Source organism: Cryobacterium sp. 10I5 (assembly GCF_035019865.1).
GTDB classification, from domain to species: Bacteria; Actinomycetota; Actinomycetes; order Actinomycetales; family Microbacteriaceae; genus Cryobacterium; species Cryobacterium breve_A.
On sequence record NZ_JASJVI010000005.1, the window covers coordinates 68,981 to 85,669 of the forward strand.

At 69.7% G+C, this 16,689-nt stretch carries 16 protein-coding genes; 6 read left to right on the forward strand and 10 right to left on the reverse strand.

Annotated features, from left to right (window positions below; translation table 11 throughout):
* Position 1 precedes the first annotated feature (1 nt).
* Positions 2 to 265 (forward strand): hypothetical protein, encoded by a 264-nt coding sequence (locus tag QN350_RS03280; protein ID WP_322139018.1) that lies wholly within the window; start codon positions 2 to 4, stop codon positions 263 to 265.
* Positions 266 to 549: 284 nt separating this feature from the next.
* On the opposite strand, the gene QN350_RS03285 is transcribed toward QN350_RS03280, so the two are convergent.
* The 4 genes from QN350_RS03285 to QN350_RS03300 all read right to left on the reverse strand — a co-directional run bounded on the left by QN350_RS03285 (position 550) and on the right by QN350_RS03300 (position 5,028).
* Positions 550 to 1,590 carry a hypothetical protein gene (locus QN350_RS03285; RefSeq protein WP_323515763.1) on the reverse strand — a complete coding sequence of 347 codons (1,041 nt, stop codon included), beginning with the start codon at positions 1,588 to 1,590 and terminating at the stop codon, positions 550 to 552.
* Positions 1,590 to 2,906 (reverse strand): sensor histidine kinase, encoded by a 1,317-nt coding sequence (locus QN350_RS03290; RefSeq protein ID WP_323515766.1) that lies wholly within the window; start codon positions 2,904 to 2,906, stop codon positions 1,590 to 1,592. The genes QN350_RS03285 and QN350_RS03290 overlap by 1 nt, the downstream gene beginning before the upstream one ends.
* Positions 2,893 to 3,537: a response regulator transcription factor gene (locus QN350_RS03295; protein ID WP_323515786.1), complete on the reverse strand. Its 645-nt coding sequence runs from the start codon at positions 3,535 to 3,537 to the stop codon at positions 2,893 to 2,895. Before QN350_RS03295 ends, QN350_RS03290 begins: the two co-directional genes overlap by 14 nt.
* 177 nt (positions 3,538 to 3,714) lie before the next feature.
* Positions 3,715 to 5,028, reverse strand: a complete 1,314-nt coding sequence (locus tag QN350_RS03300; RefSeq protein WP_322139016.1) for a class I SAM-dependent RNA methyltransferase — start codon at positions 5,026 to 5,028, stop codon at positions 3,715 to 3,717.
* A gap of 68 nt (positions 5,029 to 5,096) precedes the next feature.
* On the opposite strand from QN350_RS03300, the gene QN350_RS03305 reads away from it, so the two are divergent.
* The 3 genes from QN350_RS03305 to QN350_RS03315 all read left to right on the forward strand — a co-directional run bounded on the left by QN350_RS03305 (position 5,097) and on the right by QN350_RS03315 (position 8,051).
* A complete protein-coding gene (locus QN350_RS03305; RefSeq protein WP_322139015.1) occupies positions 5,097 to 5,765 on the forward strand; it encodes a nucleoside triphosphate pyrophosphatase in 669 nt (222 codons plus the stop codon).
* Positions 5,766 to 5,874: 109 nt separating this feature from the next.
* Entirely contained in the window at positions 5,875 to 7,644 is a 1,770-nt protein-coding gene (locus QN350_RS03310) for an acetyl/propionyl/methylcrotonyl-CoA carboxylase subunit alpha (RefSeq protein WP_281534037.1), read from the forward strand.
* Between the two features lie 53 nt (positions 7,645 to 7,697).
* The gene (locus tag QN350_RS03315) at positions 7,698 to 8,051 is read left to right on the forward strand and encodes an MmcQ/YjbR family DNA-binding protein (RefSeq protein ID WP_322139014.1); all 354 of its coding nucleotides are present in this window, start codon (positions 7,698 to 7,700) and stop codon (positions 8,049 to 8,051) included.
* 86 nt (positions 8,052 to 8,137) lie between these two features.
* On the opposite strand, the gene QN350_RS03320 is transcribed toward QN350_RS03315, so the two are convergent.
* On the reverse strand, positions 8,138 to 9,583 hold the full coding sequence (locus QN350_RS03320) for an NAD(P)H-quinone dehydrogenase (protein WP_281534035.1): 1,446 nt from the start codon (positions 9,581 to 9,583) through the stop codon (positions 8,138 to 8,140).
* A gap of 191 nt (positions 9,584 to 9,774) precedes the next feature.
* On the opposite strand from QN350_RS03320, the gene QN350_RS03325 reads away from it, so the two are divergent.
* Together QN350_RS03325 and QN350_RS03330 are read left to right on the forward strand one after the other, a co-directional pair.
* A complete protein-coding gene (locus tag QN350_RS03325) occupies positions 9,775 to 10,608 on the forward strand; it encodes a purine-nucleoside phosphorylase (RefSeq protein ID WP_323515769.1) in 834 nt (277 codons plus the stop codon).
* A gap of 428 nt (positions 10,609 to 11,036) precedes the next feature.
* The gene (locus tag QN350_RS03330) at positions 11,037 to 12,857 is read left to right on the forward strand and encodes a phospho-sugar mutase (RefSeq protein WP_416173059.1); all 1,821 of its coding nucleotides are present in this window, start codon (positions 11,037 to 11,039) and stop codon (positions 12,855 to 12,857) included.
* Positions 12,858 to 12,946: 89 nt separating this feature from the next.
* Here QN350_RS03330 and QN350_RS03335 read toward each other — a convergent pair whose 3' ends face one another.
* The 5 genes from QN350_RS03335 to QN350_RS03355 form a co-directional block, all read right to left on the reverse strand.
* Positions 12,947 to 13,219, reverse strand: a complete 273-nt coding sequence (locus tag QN350_RS03335) for a PTS sugar transporter subunit IIB (protein WP_281534034.1) — start codon at positions 13,217 to 13,219, stop codon at positions 12,947 to 12,949.
* Positions 13,216 to 13,692, reverse strand: coding sequence for a PTS sugar transporter subunit IIA (locus tag QN350_RS03340; RefSeq protein ID WP_281534033.1), 477 nt, complete (start codon positions 13,690 to 13,692; stop codon positions 13,216 to 13,218). Before QN350_RS03340 ends, QN350_RS03335 begins: the two co-directional genes overlap by 4 nt.
* Before the next feature lie 41 nt (positions 13,693 to 13,733).
* Positions 13,734 to 14,852 (reverse strand): adenosine deaminase, encoded by a 1,119-nt coding sequence (locus QN350_RS03345; protein WP_281534032.1) that lies wholly within the window; start codon positions 14,850 to 14,852, stop codon positions 13,734 to 13,736.
* Between the two features lie 107 nt (positions 14,853 to 14,959).
* The gene (locus QN350_RS03350; protein WP_323515772.1) at positions 14,960 to 16,270 is read right to left on the reverse strand and encodes a thymidine phosphorylase; all 1,311 of its coding nucleotides are present in this window, start codon (positions 16,268 to 16,270) and stop codon (positions 14,960 to 14,962) included.
* Positions 16,267 to 16,680, reverse strand: coding sequence for a cytidine deaminase (locus QN350_RS03355; RefSeq protein ID WP_323503733.1), 414 nt, complete (start codon positions 16,678 to 16,680; stop codon positions 16,267 to 16,269). The genes QN350_RS03350 and QN350_RS03355 overlap by 4 nt, the downstream gene beginning before the upstream one ends.
* Positions 16,681 to 16,689 lie beyond the last annotated feature (9 nt).

The window sequence follows — 16,689 nt, forward strand, 5'->3', positions numbered from 1 at the left end:
CATGGCAGACGAACACAACACCGGGCAGGACGCACCGGAGGACACCCCCGCAGATGCTCCCCTGCACCTGCGCTTCCTGACCCGCGGCATCAGCCCGGTCGAGGCAGCCGCCGTGTCCGCCGTGCTGCACGGCCTGCTCCGCGAGGAGACCGGCAGCCTGCACAAGAAGCCGACGGGCGCACGCAGCGGCTGGCAGGCCGGCCAGCGGGCCATCCGGCCGCCCTTCGTCTCCGGGCAGAGCAGCTGGGCCGAGTTCCGGGCGTGAGCCGCCCGGCCCCGAGCGGGTCCCCCTAAATGCCGACTTTTGGATTGACCACGGCTCGGTCACTATAGATATTGCTAGGTGTCGCTCACTGAGTTACACAACCAGAACTCGTCGACTAGGGTAAGCAGGCGAATTCTGGGGGCACGTCAGGGTGACATTCGGGTTGTCGCCCTGGCACAACGTAAAAAAGGGGACCAACCTTCGGGTTGGTCCCCTTTTTTTTGCGTCCCGGCCGGTTCGTCCCCGGCACGAACTCAGGCGTGACGGTCTCCAGCGCTACGCTCTCAGACGATCTGGGCGGATGCGGAGGCCGGGGCCCTGGGGATCTCGAGCCACAGGTCGACCTCGGGCTCCGGCGAGTCCTGTCCCAGGGCACTGAGCCGGGCATCCGCGCTGCTGAGGCCGACCACGGTCACGGCCGTCGCCGACCCTTCACCCGCCGTGCGGGCGATGATCGTGTCTGCCGTCGATTCGCCGATCGCGGCGGCGAGCTGGTCGAGGATGGCCCCGAGCTCGACACCGTCGAGATCGTCGATCGTGCCCTCGTCGAGCAGCGTCACGATGGCGCCGCGGCGCCTGGCCGCCATCACCTGGTCGCGTACGGCATCGTTGAGCAGCTTGCGGCCACGGATCTCATCGCGCACGGCGGCTTCGAGGTAGCGGCACTCCTGGCGGTCCTCAGCGTCGAGTTCCCCGTGCTTGTCGATGATGTGGCGAAGCATGGGGGCCGCGAGGCGGAGCGTCTGCGCGAGGCGGACCTGGCGCTCGAACAGGTGCGCCTCCTGGGCCGCCTGCCACTCCGTCGCCTCCCGCTCGGCGAGCGCGTACTGGCGGGAGTCACGGCCCGCCTTGGCGAGGGCACGGGCGAGGAGGACGGCGACCGTCACCCAGACGACGCTCCCGATCACTCCCATGTCGAGAAGCTGTGCCGGGCCCGCCCAGAGGATCGTGTGCACGACGAGGGCTCCGACTCCGACCCAGGCGAGCGCCGTGCGGCGGCGCGTCGCCGTGATCGTCATGAGCGTGCCGACGGCGGCGACGTACCAGGTCGCGTAGCCGTTCCTGGCGGAGCCGTCGAGCTGGCTGCCGACGAGCAGCGGGATCACGACGCAGACGGCGACGTTGAAGAAGGCGAGCGCGAGGTTCATCCGCATCGGGCTCGACGGCCAGAGGCTCAGGAGGGTCGCGATCGCATAGACGGCGAGCGCGAAGATCGCCGGCCCAGGGGTGCGCGGCAGATCGAGCGAGTAGATGCCGAGCACGATGTGGTACGCCGAGAACAGACCGGCGAGGAACAGGACGAGCCCGCGGGGAACGGTGATCATCAGGGGTTCACCCCGCCGTCCTTCGGCCACTCGATGGTTATCGTGGTGCCCTGCCCCGGCGTTGAGCACACCGTGACGAACCCGCCGACGCTCTGCACCCGCTCCGCGATCGAGATGCGCAGGCCGAGACGCTCGCTCGGGACCAGAGCGGGGTCGAAACCGACGCCGGTATCGGAGATCGCGATGGTGCATCCGCCCTGGCTGTTCGCACTCATCGTCAGCAGGCGCTCGGGATCGGGCGTGCCGAGGCCTGCCCAGGCGTGCTGCACACTGTTGGCCATCGCCTGGACGGAGGCCGCGAGGATCGCGTCGGAGACGTGCGCGGGCACGGCGAGCCGGGGAATCGAACACTCCACGATCGTGAACGGACGCGCGAGCCGGGAGGCCGCGAGGCGGATCAGCCCGGCGAGCTCCGAAAAGGACACCGTGCTGTCGTCGACCGCCGGGGTGCTCGCGGCGTCGGTGAGGCGCTTGAGGGCGTCCGTCGCCATCCCGGAGGCGAGCTGCGCGGCCTTCGGGCTCCCGGCGGCCGCCGCGGCGAGGAAGGTAGCGAGCACACTGTCGTGCACGATCGAGTCCACCTGCACGCGCTCGACCTCGGTGGCGTGCTGGCGCACCGCAGTCGCGTACTTGTTGAGCGCATTCGTCTGCGCGGCGTCCACGGAGCCGGCCGTCTGCCGCAGCATGAAGATCATGATCAGGAGGACCTGGCCGAGGAGCGTCGCGTAGGCGGCGTCGAGGGAGGCCAGGAGAGCATCCGCGTCGCCGCCTGAGGGCAGCGAACGCACGATCCCGTAGGCGAGAGGGGCGGCGAAGGTGTACGCGCACGCCCAGCCGAGCGGGAACGAGATGGCCGCACACGAGGTTGCGACCGTGCAGACGTACCAGAGCCAGGGCTTCCCATCGAGGACGGCTCCCGGGTCCCGCATCAGGAACGGCCAGCCGATCAGGGCGGCGAGATAGACGACGGCGACGGCTCCGGTCGTGATCCGCACCCCGACCTTGGTGATCGAGGCGACCACGACGGCGGCGACCGCGAGGGCGAGAGCGACCGGCATCGCGACGCCCATGACCGGCAGCCGCAACGGGATCTGCTGCAGCATCGCAGGCAGGGCCTGCAGGGAGAAGACGACGGCGACCCCGGCGACGGACCGGGAGATGACGACCTCGATCCGGGACCGGCTGATCGGGTTGCGGGGCTGGCGGATGCCGGGCGCCCGGATGTCCTCCGCTGCGAGGGGTGCGAGTTCCAGGCGGTCGGGAGGCAACCGTGTCGAGAGCGGCGGGATCGTGCCCGCTGCTTCAGCCGCGGCCATCTCCGCCATCCGGGTCCAGCCCCGGGAGGATTCCGTCTTCGACGGCCCGGCGCAGCAGGTCGACCTTCGTCGGCGCCGGCCGGCCGACTTCGACGTACTTCACGCGGATTCGGTCGAGGTACTCGCGCGCGGTCGAGTGCGCGATGCCGAGCTGCATGGCGACCATCTTGAGCGGCAGGCCGGAGGCGTAGAGGTGCAGCACGTCCCGTTCCCTGCGGCCGAGCTGGGCCTTGGAGAAGTCGCGGTCCGCGTCGATCGCGGTCGCCCATTCGAGGTTGTTGAGCACGTCGCCGCGGGCGACGGACGCCGCGGCGGCCATCACGGTCGTCGTGGGCGATGACTTCGGGATGACGCCGGCGGCGCCGGCGGCGAGGGCCTCACGGACGAGGGCGACCCGGTCGGCGATGCTGTGCACGAGCACCGAGGCGCCCGTGCTCTGGGCGAGGTGCACGTTGTCGGTGACGAGGGAGCCGTCACCGAGGGAGAGGTCGAGCACGATCACGTCGCAGGGGCGCCCGCCGATCGCATCGACGAGCCCCTTCACGGTCGCCGCGGTCGCGACGACCTCGTAGCCGACGTTCTCGCAGGCGGCCTGGATGCCGAGGCGCACGGATTCGTGATCGTCGGCGATTCCGACCCGGACGGGGTGATCAAGCGGCGTGCGCGCTTCGGTCGCGTGCGTCGAGCCCGGGTTCGTACCGACCGGAGCGGCCGGAGCGCCTGCCGTGGTCGTCGGTGAGGTCGCGGGCGTTGTCGGGTGCGTCACTTTTTCCTACATTCTTCCATTGCACGTACACGTCAACGATAGCTATTTGGACAGCAGGGCGACGGCTTCAACGTGATGAGTGTTCGGAAAGAGATCGAACGCCCGCAGCTTCCGCAGCTCGTATCCGTGCCCGGCGAGTAGGGCGATGTCCCGGGCGAGGGCGACGGGATCGCAGGCCACGTAGAGGATCTGCTTCGGGGACAGCACGGCGAGCTGGTCGATGACCTCGTGGCCTGCGCCGGAACGCGGCGGGTCGAGGACGACGGTCGCCGCCTGGTGCTTGACCCGTTCCGCGGCGCTCGCGTCACGGACCAGGCCGGCCAGGAAGCGGTCGACACGGTCGGTGCGAACGCTCGCTCCGACCCATTCCGCGAGGTTCTCCGCGGCGAAGTCTGTCGCGTGCGCGTCGCTCTCGACGGAGGTGATCCGGACGGTGCTGCCGAACTTGTCGCCGACGGCCGCCGCGAGCAGCCCGACCCCGCCGTACAGGTCGAGGTTGGTGGCACGGGGGTCGAACAGTTCGGGATCGATCAGGTCCTGGACGGCGTGGTACAGGGTGTCCGCGGCTCGGACATGCACCTGCCAGAATCCGCCGGCGTCGAGGCGGAACTCCCGGTCACCGACGACCTCGCGGATCAGGGTGCGCGGCGTGGCCTTCGGCTTCCCATGAGCATCCGGCTCGGAGACGAGGATCTGCACGGTGCCGAGGCTCGGGGAGACGACGTCGACAGAAGCCGCGCCGGGGAAACGCTGGTCGAGCGGGGCGGCCGCCTCGAGCATCCGTTCGGCGAGGGGAAGGTCGCCGACGGGGATCACCCGGTGGGAGCGGGCCGCGTACGGGCCGACCGTGCCGTCGGCGTCGACGTGGAGGCGAACCCGGGTGCGCCAGCCGGTGCCGTCTGCCGCGTCGCCCGGCGAGGCGTTGGGGCCGAGCGGCACGGGCTCGACGACAACGTCGGACTCGATCTTCGCCATCCGCTTCAGGGAGTCTGCGAGTACCTGGCGCTTGAGTTCGCGCTGGAAGCCGAGTTCGATGTGGCCGAACTCCGCGCCGCCCGCGCGGTCGTCCGGGTCGCGCTCGAGGGCCGCAGAGGCCCAGATGTGCGGCTGGCGTTCGCGGGCCGCGTCGAGGACCTCGACGGTCTCCGCACGCCAGAAACTCTTGTGGTTCGCCGAGGTGAGCCGGGCGCGCACGCGCTCTCCCGGCAGGGTGTCGCTCACGAAGACCACGCGGCCTTCGTGCCTGGCGATGAAGATACCGCCGTGAGCTACGTTGGTGACGAGGAGTTCGAGTTCGGTACCCACCTCGGCTGCGGGTGCGGGGAGATTCGCCGGTGTGTCATTGCTGGTGGCCATTGTTCGAGCATCCCACATCGCTTCTATCGCCGCTCCTATCGCCGCTCTTTCGCGGCACGAAGGGAACCATGCGCCTGTACCTGGCCTCGACCTCTCCGGCCCGGCTCACGCTCCTGCGTGCCGCCGGGATCGAGCCGGTCACGATCGCGCCCGGCGTCGACGAAGGCGAGGTCGCAGCGGATGCCGCCCGGGCGCTCGGCGCACCGCTCACGCCCCGCCACACGGTCGAATTGCTCGCTCGTGCCAAGGCGGAGGACGTCTCCCGGGCGATCGTCGCCCTGGACGCCGAGGCCGCCGACGGGGACGACGTGCACCTCGTGCTCGGCGGGGACTCTGTCTTCGTGATCGACGGCGTGATCTACGGCAAGCCGCACACGGCCGAGAAGGCCAGGGAGCGCTGGGACCTGCAGCGCGGCCGCACCGGCCAGCTCTACTCGGGCCACTGGCTCATCGAGCACCGGGCCGGCGTGCCCGGCCGGGCCGTCGGGGCTGTCGCCGTCGCCGACGTGACCTTCGCCGACGACATCGACGACGCGGAGCTCGACGCGTACATCGCGACCGGGGAGCCCCTGTTCGTCGCCGGGGCGTTCACCATCGACAGCCTCGGAGCCCCCTTCATCACCCACATCGAGGGCGACCCATCGACCGTCGTCGGCCTGTCCCTGCCGACACTGCGCCGGCTCGTGATCAGTCTCGGGCACTCCTGGCCGAGCCTCTGGAACCGCGCAGACGCCTGACGCCGAGCGGGTTTCGGGGGCGTTTTGTAGGCATCCATACCTTTTTGGGAGCTCTTTTTGTTGAAGAGAACCAAAGCCTGGGGCGGGATGTCCAATAAGCTCAGGCACTGTGTCCCGCATAACGAAGGTCCTCATCGCCAACCGGGGCGAAATCGCCGTCCGGGTGATTCGAGCCGCGAAAGACAGCGGCATTCTCTCGGTCGCCGTCTACGCCGACCAGGATCGTGACGCCGTGCACGCCCGCCTCGCAGACGAGGCGTACGGGCTCGACGGTACGACAAGCGCCGAAACCTACCTGGTCATCGAGAAGATCCTCTCGATCGCCCGCCGGTCCGGCGCCGACGCCGTGCACCCCGGGTACGGCTTCCTCGCCGAGAACGCCGAATTTGCCCGGGCCGTGATCGACGCCGGCCTGATCTGGATCGGCCCGTCCCCCGATGCCATCGAACAGCTCGGCGACAAGGTCTCCGCCCGGCACATCGCTGAACGGGTGCACGCCCCGATGGCGCCAGGCACCCTCAACCCGGTGCTCGACGCCACCGAGGTCCTCGACTTCATCGACCAGCACGGGCTGCCGGTCGCGATCAAGGCCGCCTTCGGCGGCGGCGGACGCGGCCTCAAGGTCGCCCGCACCCGCGAAGAGGTCCCCGAGCTCTTCGACTCCGCCGTGCGGGAGGCCGTCGCCGCCTTCGGCCGTGGCGAATGCTTCGTGGAGAAGTACCTCGACAAGCCCCGCCACGTCGAGACCCAGTGCCTCGCCGACGCCTACGGCAACGTCGTCGTCGTCTCCACCCGTGACTGCTCGCTCCAACGCCGCCACCAGAAGCTCGTCGAGGAGGCGCCCGCGCCGTTCCTGACGACCGCCCAGCACGACGAGATGTACCGCGCCTCCAAGGCCATCCTCAAGGAGGTCGGCTACCTCGGTGCCGGCACCTGCGAATTCCTGATCGGGCAGGACGGCACCGTCTCCTTCCTCGAGGTCAACACCCGGCTCCAGGTCGAACACCCCGTCTCCGAAGAGGTCACCGGTATCGACCTCGTCCGCGAACAGTTCCGCCTCGCAGAGGGTGGCCGACTCGACTACGACGACCCGATCCCGCGTGGGCACTCCTTCGAATTCCGGATCAACGGCGAAGACCCCGGCCGCGGGTTCATGCCCGCCCCCGGCCCCGTGCACGTCTTCCGGGCGCCGGGCGGCCCCGGTGTGCGCGTCGACAGCGGCGTGCAGGCCGGCGACGTCATCTCCGGCTCCTTCGACTCCCTGCTGGCCAAGCTCATCGTCACCGGTGCGACCCGCGAAGAAGCGCTCGAGCGCTCCCGCCGCGCCCTTGACGAGTTCGACATCGCCGGACTCCCGACCGTGCTGCCGTTCCACCGCACGATCGTGCGCGACCCCGCTTTCGCGCCCGTCGACGGCGAACCGTTCTCGATCTACACCCGGTGGATCGAAACCGAGTTCGTCAACGACATCGAGCCGTGGAACGGGTCCCTCACCGACGAGGGCACCGCCGAGAAACGCCACAACGTCGTCGTCGAGGTCGAGGGCCGCCGCATCGAGGTCAGCCTCCCCGTGCGCCTCCTGCCCGGCACCGCCGAGAACACCGCCGGTCCCGCGCCGCGTCGCCGCGGCGTCGCCCACTCGGTGAACACGGCCATCGGCGACGCCGTGGTCGCGCCGATGCAGGCCACGATCGTCAAGCTCGCCGTGGCAGAGGGCGACGTGGTCGTCAAGGGCGACCTGTTGCTCGTGCTCGAGGCCATGAAGATGGAACAGCCCCTCACCGCACACAAGGACGGCGTGATCGGCAGCATCGGCGCCGTCGTCGGCGCCACGGTGTCGAGCGGGTATATGTTGCTGGCCGTGACCGACGCCGCGTAGGCACCTCCCGGCAGGTATCCGCTCGCTCATCGTCGGCCGGGAAAGGGGAGGTCGTGGATCCGGACGAACTGACCGCGTTCCTGCTCGATCTGAACGGCGCCGTCGAGACGTACCCGTTCGGGCCGGAGGCCCGGGTGATGAAGGTCGCGGGCAAGATGTTCTCCGTCGACCAGCCGGATGCCCCGAGCCGGTCGATCACGCTCAAGGCGCTCCCCGAGAACGTGCCGCGGCTGATCCAGAGCGTTGCCGGCATCGAACCGGGCTATCACATGAACAAGCGCCACTGGGTGACCGTGCGACTCGACGGCTCCGTTCCCGCCGACCACGTGCGGGAGCTGATCACCGAGTCGCACGCGATCATCGTCGCCGCTCTCCCCCGCGCCGTCCGCCGCGGCCTCGAAGGCTGACCGGCTCTCCCGCGAGAGCGTACTTTCGGCCCTTAAAACCGCGGTTTAAGGGCCATAAGTGTACTCTCGCGAGGACCGGGGGCGAGTCACCGGATGGCCCGATGGACGATGTGCATCGCGCGGGCGGCATCCGTGATCGAGCCCGTCAGCGACGGGTAGACCGGGAACGCCCTGGCGACCTCGTCGACCGTGAGCCGGTGCTCCACGGCGAGCGCGAGCGGGAAGATGAGCTCGCTCGCCTTCGGGGCGACGATGACGCCGCCGATGACGGTGCCGGTCGTCGTGGTCGCGAAGAGCTTGACGAAGCCGTCCTTGATGCCCATCATCTTCGCGCGCGGGTTCGCGGCAAGGGGCAGCTTGTAGATCGTGCCGCGCACGAGGCCGTCCTCGATCTGCTTCTGCGTCCAGCCGACGGTCGCGATCTCGGGCTGGGTGAAGATGTTGGCCGCGACATTGCGGATCTCGATCGGGTTCACGGCGTCGCCCATCGCGTGGAAGACCGCGGTGCGGCCCATCATCGAGGCGACGGATGCGAGCGGCAGCTCTGTCGTGCAGTCTCCGGCCGCGTAGATGCTCGGCATCGAGGTGCGGGCGACCCGGTTCACCCGGATGTGCCCGGAGTCGGTCAGCTGCACGCCGGCCTCCTCGAGGCCGATCCCGTGGGTGTTCGGCACCGAGCCGACGGCGATCAGGCAGTGGCTGCCCTCGACCTTGCGTCCGTCGGAGAGCGTCGCGAGCACCCCGGCACCGGTGACGACGACGGATTCGGCGCGGGACTTGCTCAGGACGACCATCCCGTTGCGCTTGAAGACGTTCTCGATCACGGCTGCCGCGTCGGCGTCCTCGCCCGGCAGCACCTGGTCGCGGCTCGAGATCAGGGTGACGCGGGCCCCGAGGGCCCGGTATGCGGAGGCGAACTCGGCGCCGGTGACGCCGGACCCGACGACGATGAGGTGCTCGGGCACGGCGCGCAGGTTGTAGAGCTGGGTCCAGGTGAGGATACGCTCCCCATCGGGGACCGCGGTCGGGAGGATGCGCGGGCTCGCTCCAACGGAGACGACGATCGTGTCGGCGCTGATCCGGTCGAAATCGGTGCCGGCGGCCTCGGAGGTCGCGACGATCACGCCACTCGTGCCGTCGAGGCGGCCGTGGCCCTGGACGAGGCGGACTCCGGCGGTGACGAGAGTGGCCCGCATGTCCTCAGACTGCTGGCGGGCGAGCGCGAGGAGACGCTTGTTCACGGCGGCGAGGTTGATCGCGACCTCGGGGCGGCTCGGCTTGCCGTCGGCCCCGCGGACGAATAGCTGGACACCGAGTTCTGTCGCGTCGCCGATGGAGTTGGTGGCCTCTGCGGTGGCGATGAGCGACTTCGAGGGGACGACGTCCGTGATGACGGCGGACCCGCCGACGCCGACCTCTTCGACGAGCGTGACCTCCGCTCCGAGCTGAGCCCCGGCGATCGCCGCTTCGTATCCGCCGGGCCCTCCGCCGAGAATGACGATCTGCTGCTTGCGTTCGAACTCGTAGGCCATGGTGACATTCTGCCGTTCGCCGCCCTTCGCCACCAATCCCGGCCCCGCGCATCCGCCCGCCGCAGCTCGCGCCGCCGTCCGCCCCCGACGAATTCGACGGAGTTTTGGAGATTTTCGTGCGTGAGAGGGCACTTTCGGCCCCGAATGCCCAAAATCTCCGTCGAATTGGTTCGGACGAATAGAGTGGGGGGATGCCGACGATCGACGCAAACCCGCTGGACGAGCCACAAACCGACCCGTTCGAGATCGCCCGGATCGCGGCGGGTGAAATCGCCGAGCTGACCGGCGTCGCCCATCACGACGTCGCGCTGACCCTCGGCAGCGGCTGGGGCAAGGCCGCGGAGCTCATCGGCGAGACCACGCACACGATCCCCGCGCAGTCGATCACCGGCTTCAGCGCCCCCGCGCTCGAAGGCCACGTCGGCACCCTGCGCTCCGTGCTTCTGCCGAACGGCAAGCGCGCCCTCGTCATCGGCGCGCGCACCCACTACTACGAGGGTCACGGCGTCCGCCGGGTCGTGCACAGCGTGCGCACCGCTGCGGCGACGGGCGCGACGACCATGATCCTCACCAACGGGGCCGGCGGCATCCGTGAGACCTGGACCCCCGGAACACCGGTGCTGATCAGCGACCACATCAACCTCACCGCGGACTCGCCGCTCGAGGGCGCGACCTTTATCGACCTGACCGACCTCTACTCGAAGCGGCTGCGCGACCTGGCCCGCACCATCGACCCCGGGCTCGACGAGGGCGTCTACTGCCAGTTCCGCGGATCGCACTACGAGACCCCCGCCGAAGTGCAGATGGCGAAGGCGATCGGCGGCCACATCGTCGGCATGTCGACGGCGCTCGAGGCCATCGCGGCCCGGCAGGCTGGCATGGAGATCCTCGGCCTGTCCCTGATCACCAACCTCGCGGCCGGGATCCAGAAGGAGCCGCTCAGCCACGCCGAAGTGCTCGTTGCAGGCAAGCAGGCCGAACCCGTGATCAGCGCACTCCTCGCCAGGATCGTGGCCGCCCTGTGAGCGCCACCGAGACCGGAACCGGACCCGTCGACACCGGCTCGACCGACACCGCCTCGACCGGCACGGGCGAGGTTCGCGCGCGCGGGCGCCACCGGGCGTTGCCGGATGCTCCCACTTCCGTCCTGCCGCCGACCCTCGCGCTCGACATCGTGGAGGTTCCGTCGCCCGCAGTTGCCGCGGCGAGCGAACCGGCTCCCGCTTCTTCCACGCCCGCCGAAAAGGAAACCGCCCCCGCGGCCGCCCCCGCGTCCGCCCCCGCCACGGCGCCCGAAGCCGCCCCTGCAACACCGGCAGCCCCGACGGCCGAGGCAACCCCGGCGCCGCCGGCGGCCGCTCAGCACGGGGAATCCGCACCGGAATCGACGGCTCCTCCCGTGATCGCCCACCCCGCATCCGTCAGCGACGAGCCGATCCCCGTCACGGCGGAAATGGACGCCACGGTCGCGACTGACTTCGTTCCGACAGCACTCGCCCACCCCGCACGCGCGGGTTCACCGGCCGCACCGGAACCGGCCCCCGACGACGCCACCACGATTGCCGCCGCGACCGCCTGGCTCGCCCAGGACCCGGATCCTGAGACCCAGGCCGAACTGCGCGCCCTGCTCCGCGGGGCGCAGTCCGCAGACGAGACCGCCATCACCGAGCTGCACGCCCGCTTCGACGAACGCCTCGCCTTCGGGACCGCTGGACTCCGCGGCGCGATCGGATCCGGCTCCAACCGGATGAACCGGGTCCTCGTGTCCCAGGCTGCCGCCGGCCTCGCCGCCTTCCTGATCGGAACCGCGCTCCCCGGCCACACTCCTTCCGTCGTGATCGGCTACGACGGCCGCAAGAACTCCCAGGTGTTCGCGACAGACAGCGCCGCGATCATGGCCGGGGCCGGCGTCCGCGCCATTCTGCTCCCCCGCCTGCTGCCGACGCCCGTCCTCGCCTTCGCCGTGCGCCACCTCGACGCGAACGCCGGTGTGATGGTCACCGCCTCGCACAATCCCGCGGCAGACAACGGCTACAAGGTCTATCTCGGCGGCGCGAACAACGGGTCCCAGATCGTCTCGCCGGACGACGCCTTCATCGCGGCGGAGATCCACCGCATCGCGACGCACGCGACCATCCCCGAACTGCCGCGCGGCGTCTACGAGACCGCGGAGGAGACCGTCGTACAGGCGTACATCGCCGAGACCGCTGCAACCGTCGGCCCGCCGCGCGCCCAGGTCAACGCCGTTTACACGGCGATGCACGGAGTCGGCTGGGATACCACCCGCCGCGTGCTCGAGGCCGCAGGCTACAACCTGCCGACCCTCGTCGACGCGCAGATCGCGCCGGACCCGACCTTCCCGACCGTCGTCTTCCCGAACCCGGAGGAGCCGGGCGCCCTCGACCTCGCCTATGCGACGGCCCGCGAGATCAACGCCGAACTCGTCATTGCGAACGACCCCGACGCCGACCGCCTCGCGATCGCGATCCCCGACGCCGACTCCGCGAGCGGTTACCGTCGCCTCACCGGCAACGAGGTCGGCGCCATCCTCGGCTGGCGAGCAGCAGAGCGGGCCGAACTCGCCCCCCTCACCGCGGACGCCGACACGCACGACGACGCTGACACCTCCGCCACCGCCCCGCGCAACGGCACCCTGGCCTGCTCGATCGTGTCGTCGCCGGCGTTGAAGGCCGTTGCGGATGCCTACGGCATGCGCTTCGAGGAGACCCTCACCGGGTTCAAGTGGGTCTCCCGGGCCCCCGGTCTCGTGTTCGGCTACGAGGAAGCCCTCGGCTACCTCGTGAACCCGACGACCGTCCGCGACAAGGACGGAATCTCCGCGGCCCTCGCCCTGCTCTCCCTGGCGAGCGACCTGAAGAACGAGGGCTTCACCCTCGCAGACCACCTGCACCATTTCAGTGGCCGGTTCGGGCACTTCTCGTCGAGCCAGATCTCGGTGCGCGTGACCGACCTGTCCGAGATCTCCCGGGTGATGGACCGGCTGCGCTCGAACCCGCCGGCGTTCGTCGGCCGGATCCGGGTCGACCACATCGACGACCTCGCCGGCGGCTTCGTCGGCCTGCCACCGAGCGATGTGCTTCGGATCCGCCTCGTCGGAGGCGCCCGGGTGATGGTGCGCCCGAGTGGAACGGAACCCAAGCTCAAGGTCTACCTCGACACGAGCAGCGTCGTCGGCACGGTCGTGGAGCGCCAGGTCGCCGCGAACGCGGTGCTCGCCGAGCTCGAGCGGGGCATGCGCGAACTCATCGCGTAGACCTCCGAACGCCGGGGTCGACCCGCGCGTCAGCGCACCGGCTCACCCACACCCGGCGCACAGCGCACCGGGCTCACAGCGAACCGGGCTCAGCCGAGCGCTTCCTCGAGCTTGGTCGTGAGCTCGTCGACGTCGAAATAGTTGTCGATCACGACGATGTCGGCGTTGGTCTTGCCGATGCGGCTCACGAGCTCTGAGGACGTCAGGATCACCTGCGCGTCAGCACCGACCGCCTGCACTGACGCGACATCGGTCGCCGTCACCTCGGCGTCGATGTCGAGTCTGGCGAGAGCGCGCTCGGCGTTCACCTTCAGGATCGCGGAGGTGCCCACCCCGACTCCGCACAACGCGACGATCTTCATTCCTCGACCCCGCTTGCTTCTGCGGCGGGTGCCGTGACGCCGAGCAGCGAACGGATGCCGGCGGCATCCGTCGCGGCCGCAAGCGCGGGGATGACCCGCGGGTCGTTGAAGACGTTCGCGAGTTCGGCGACGAGCAGCACGTGTTCGTCGCCCGTTGTCACGGCGAGGCCGAGGACCACGCTGACCGGGTCGTTGTGCGGGTGGCCGAAGGCGACGGGTTCCGCGAGCGTCACGACGCTCAGGCCCTCGGCGATGACGTCGGGGCCCGGGCGCGCGTGGGCGAGGGCCAGGCCGGGGGCGATCACGACGTAGGCACCGAACTCGTCGATGACGTCGATCATCCGTTTGGTGTAGCCGGGAACTGTCGACCCCGAGCGGACGAGTCCGTCGCCGGCCGCGGTCACGGCGGCGCGCCAGTCTTCGACGTGGATGCCGATCGCGATGGCGGTGAGAGGCAGGTCTGGGAGTTGCATAGGTTCTTTCACTGGGGTTGCGTGGCGGGGTCCGCGGGCTCTCAGGCCTCTTCGAAGCCCGCGACGATGGCGTCCGCGAGTTCTTCGCGCTCTTCGAGCGGGAGGAACGCGGACTGGGCGGCGTTGAGCTGGAAGACCTCGAGGTCGTCGATGTCGTAGCCGAAGGCGTCGCTGAGCAGCGCCAGCTCCTGGCTCAGGCTCGTGTCGCTCATCAGCCGGTTGTCGGTGTTGACGGTGACCCGGAAGCCGAGCTGGTAGAGCAGGTCGAAGGGGTGGTCGAGCAGGTCGTCGCCCCATGCTGCGATTGCGCCGGTCTGGAGGTTGGACGACGGGCTCAGTTCGAGGGCGATCTCGCGGTCGCGCACCCACTGCGCGACCGGGCCGAGGGTGACGTACGTGTTGTCGTCGTCCTCGCGGCCGATGACGATGTCCTGGGCGAGGCGCACGCCGTGGCCGAGGCGCAGGGCGCGGCCGTCGAAGAGCGCGCCGCGGATGCTTTCGAGCCCGTCGGCCTCTCCGGCGTGCACCGTGACCGGCATGAACTCCTTGGCGAGGTAGTCGAAGGCTGCGAGGTGGTTGCGTGCGGGGAAACCGAGTTCCGCTCCGGCGATATCGAAGCCGACGACGCCGTTGCCGCGGTGACGCACGGCGAGTTCGGCGATCTCGAGGCCGCGGTTCGCGTGGCGCATCGCGGTGATGAGCTGGCCGACCCGGATGGTCGAACCGTATTCTGCCGCCTCGTCGACGCCGGATTCGAGGCCTTCCTGCACGGCCTCGACGACCTGGTCGAGGGTGAGCCCGCGGGTGAGGTGCTGTTCGGGCGCCCAGCGGATCTCCCCGTAGATGACACCGTCGGCTGCAAGGTCCTGCACGAATTCGTGCGCGACCCGGGTGAGGCCCTCACGGGTCTGCATCACGGCCGTCGTCACATCGAAGGTCTTGAGGTAGTCAACGAGCGAGCCCGAATTGGACTGGTCGGCGAACCAATCGCCGAGGGCCGCGGCTTCCGTCGACGGCAGGTCGAGACCGATGGCCTCGGCGAGCTCGATGATCGTCTGGGGGCGCAGTCCGCCGTCGAGGTGGTCGTGCAGCGATATTTTGGGCAGCGCGTTGATGCTCGTACCACCGGGCAGCAGGAATTCCTCAGAGCTCGTATTCACGCTCACCAATCTACCGGTCCCGGCCTCCCCCGGCCCCTCCCGAGGCATAACTCCCGAAATTTATCGTGATCGGCAACAAACCGGTGCCGGTGGAGATCGGGCCGGGCTCAGCGGCCGATGCGCTCGGCGATCAGGGGGCCGCCGTCGAGCACGGGCTCGCCGGGGTCGCCGATCCGGTACGCGCCCTCGAGGGCCTCAAGGGCCCTGGCGAAACGCTCCGGCTCGTCGGCGCTGAGGGTGAAGAGTGCCTGCCCGGCGCGCACGGTGTCTCCCGGCTTGGCGTGCAGGTCGATCCCTGCCGCGTGCTGCACGGGGTCCTGCTTTCGGGCGCGACCGGCGCCGAGGCGCCAGGCGCCGATCCCGAACGGAAGCGCGTGCTGCTCGACGAGCACCCCGTCGCGGTCGGCGACAACGGTGTGGGTCTCCTTCGCGACCGGCAGTGCGGCATCCGGGTCGCCGCCCTGAGCACGGATGACCTCACGCCACTTGTCCATGGCCCGCCCGTCGGTGAGGCCAGCGGCCACGTCGACGCCATCGATTCCGGCGAGGTCGAGCATCTCGGTCGCGAGGGCGATCGTGAGTTCGACGACGTCTGCCGGCCCGCCGCCGGCGAGCACCTCGACCGATTCGCGCACCTCGTTCGCGTTTCCGATCGCGAAGCCGAGCGGCACGTTCATGTTGGTGAGCAAGGCGGATGTCGCCACTCCGGCATCTTCGCCGAGCGCGACCATCGTGCGGGCGAGCTCCCGGGAGAGCTCGATGTCTTTCAGGAAGGCTCCGGATCCGAACTTCACGTCGAGGACGAGCGCGCTCGTGCCCTCCGCGATCTTCTTCGACATGATCGAGGAGGCGATCAGCGGGATCGCCTCGACGGTTCCGGTGATGTCGCGGAGCGCGTAAAGCTTGCCGTCCGCCGGGGCGAGGCCGCCACCGGCCGCGCAGATCACGCCGCCGTGATCGCGGAGCTGGGCGAACATCTCCTCGTTGCTGAGGTGGGCGCGCCAGCCGGGGATCGACTCGAGCTTGTCGAGGGTGCCGCCGGTGTGCCCGAGGCCGCGGCCGGAGAGCTGCGGAACGGCCGCTCCGAAGACCGCGACGAGCGGCATCAGCGGGAGGGTGATCTTGTCGCCGACACCGCCGGTGGAGTGCTTGTCGGTCGTCGGCTTGCCGAGGCCGGCGAAGCTCATCCGCTCGCCGCTGTTGATCATGGCGAGGGTGAGGTCCTTGATCTCCCGGCGGGTCATGCCGTTCAGGAAGATCGCCATCGTCATGGCGGCCATCTGCTCGTCGCCGACGTAGCCGCGGGTGTACGCGTCGATCAGCCAGTCGATCTGGGGGGTGGCGAGTTCGCCGTGGTCGCGCTTGGTGCGGATCAGGTCGACGGCGTCGAATGCTTCGAGGTGGGTCTGGGTGTTCACTGGTGTTCTTCCCGGTAGTCGGCGAGCTGGCGTGGCCCGAAGGCGTCCGGCAGGACCTGATCGATGGTGCGGAGGCCCGAGACTGTTTCCAGCAGCATGCCGGGCGCGGAGTGTTCGTAGAGCAGCTGGCGGCAGCGGCCGCACGGCATCAGCAGGTTGCCGTTGCCGTCGACGCAGCTGAAGGCGAGGAGCCGGCCGCCGCCGGTGAGGTGCAACACGGAGACGAGGGCGCACTCCGCACAGAGGGTGAGTCCGTACGAGGCGTTCTCCACGTTGCATCCGCTGATCACCCTGCCGTCGTCGACGAGGGCAGCCGCGCCGACCGGGAACTTCGAGTACGGCGCGTACGCGAGGCGCATGGCCTCGGTCGCTGTGCTGCGGAGGAGCGCCCAGTCGACGGCGGGAGCCACGTGGCCGGA

Bases quoted from the DNA above. Each gene is read 5' to 3' on its own strand.
- QN350_RS03330 (WP_416173059.1), top strand. From the start codon at position 11,037: ATGGACGCCACGGTCGCGACTGACTTCGTTCCGACAGCACTCGCCCAC.
- QN350_RS03285 (WP_323515763.1), bottom strand. From the start codon at position 1,590: ATGATCACCGTTCCCCGCGGGCTCGTCCTGTTCCTCGCCGGTCTGTTC.
- QN350_RS03325 (WP_323515769.1), top strand. From the start codon at position 9,775: ATGCCGACGATCGACGCAAACCCGCTGGACGAGCCACAAACCGACCCG.
- QN350_RS03335 (WP_281534034.1), bottom strand. From the start codon at position 13,219: ATGAAGATCGTCGCGTTGTGCGGAGTCGGGGTGGGCACCTCCGCGATC.
- QN350_RS03320 (WP_281534035.1), bottom strand. From the start codon at position 9,583: ATGGCCTACGAGTTCGAACGCAAGCAGCAGATCGTCATTCTCGGCGGA.
- QN350_RS03290 (WP_323515766.1), bottom strand. From the start codon at position 2,906: ATGGCCGCGGCTGAAGCAGCGGGCACGATCCCGCCGCTCTCGACACGG.
- QN350_RS03340 (WP_281534033.1), bottom strand. From the start codon at position 13,692: ATGCAACTCCCAGACCTGCCTCTCACCGCCATCGCGATCGGCATCCAC.
- QN350_RS03300 (WP_322139016.1), bottom strand. From the start codon at position 5,028: ATGGCCACCAGCAATGACACACCGGCGAATCTCCCCGCACCCGCAGCC.
- QN350_RS03280 (WP_322139018.1), top strand. From the start codon at position 2: ATGGCAGACGAACACAACACCGGGCAGGACGCACCGGAGGACACCCCC.
- QN350_RS03305 (WP_322139015.1), top strand. From the start codon at position 5,097: ATGCGCCTGTACCTGGCCTCGACCTCTCCGGCCCGGCTCACGCTCCTG.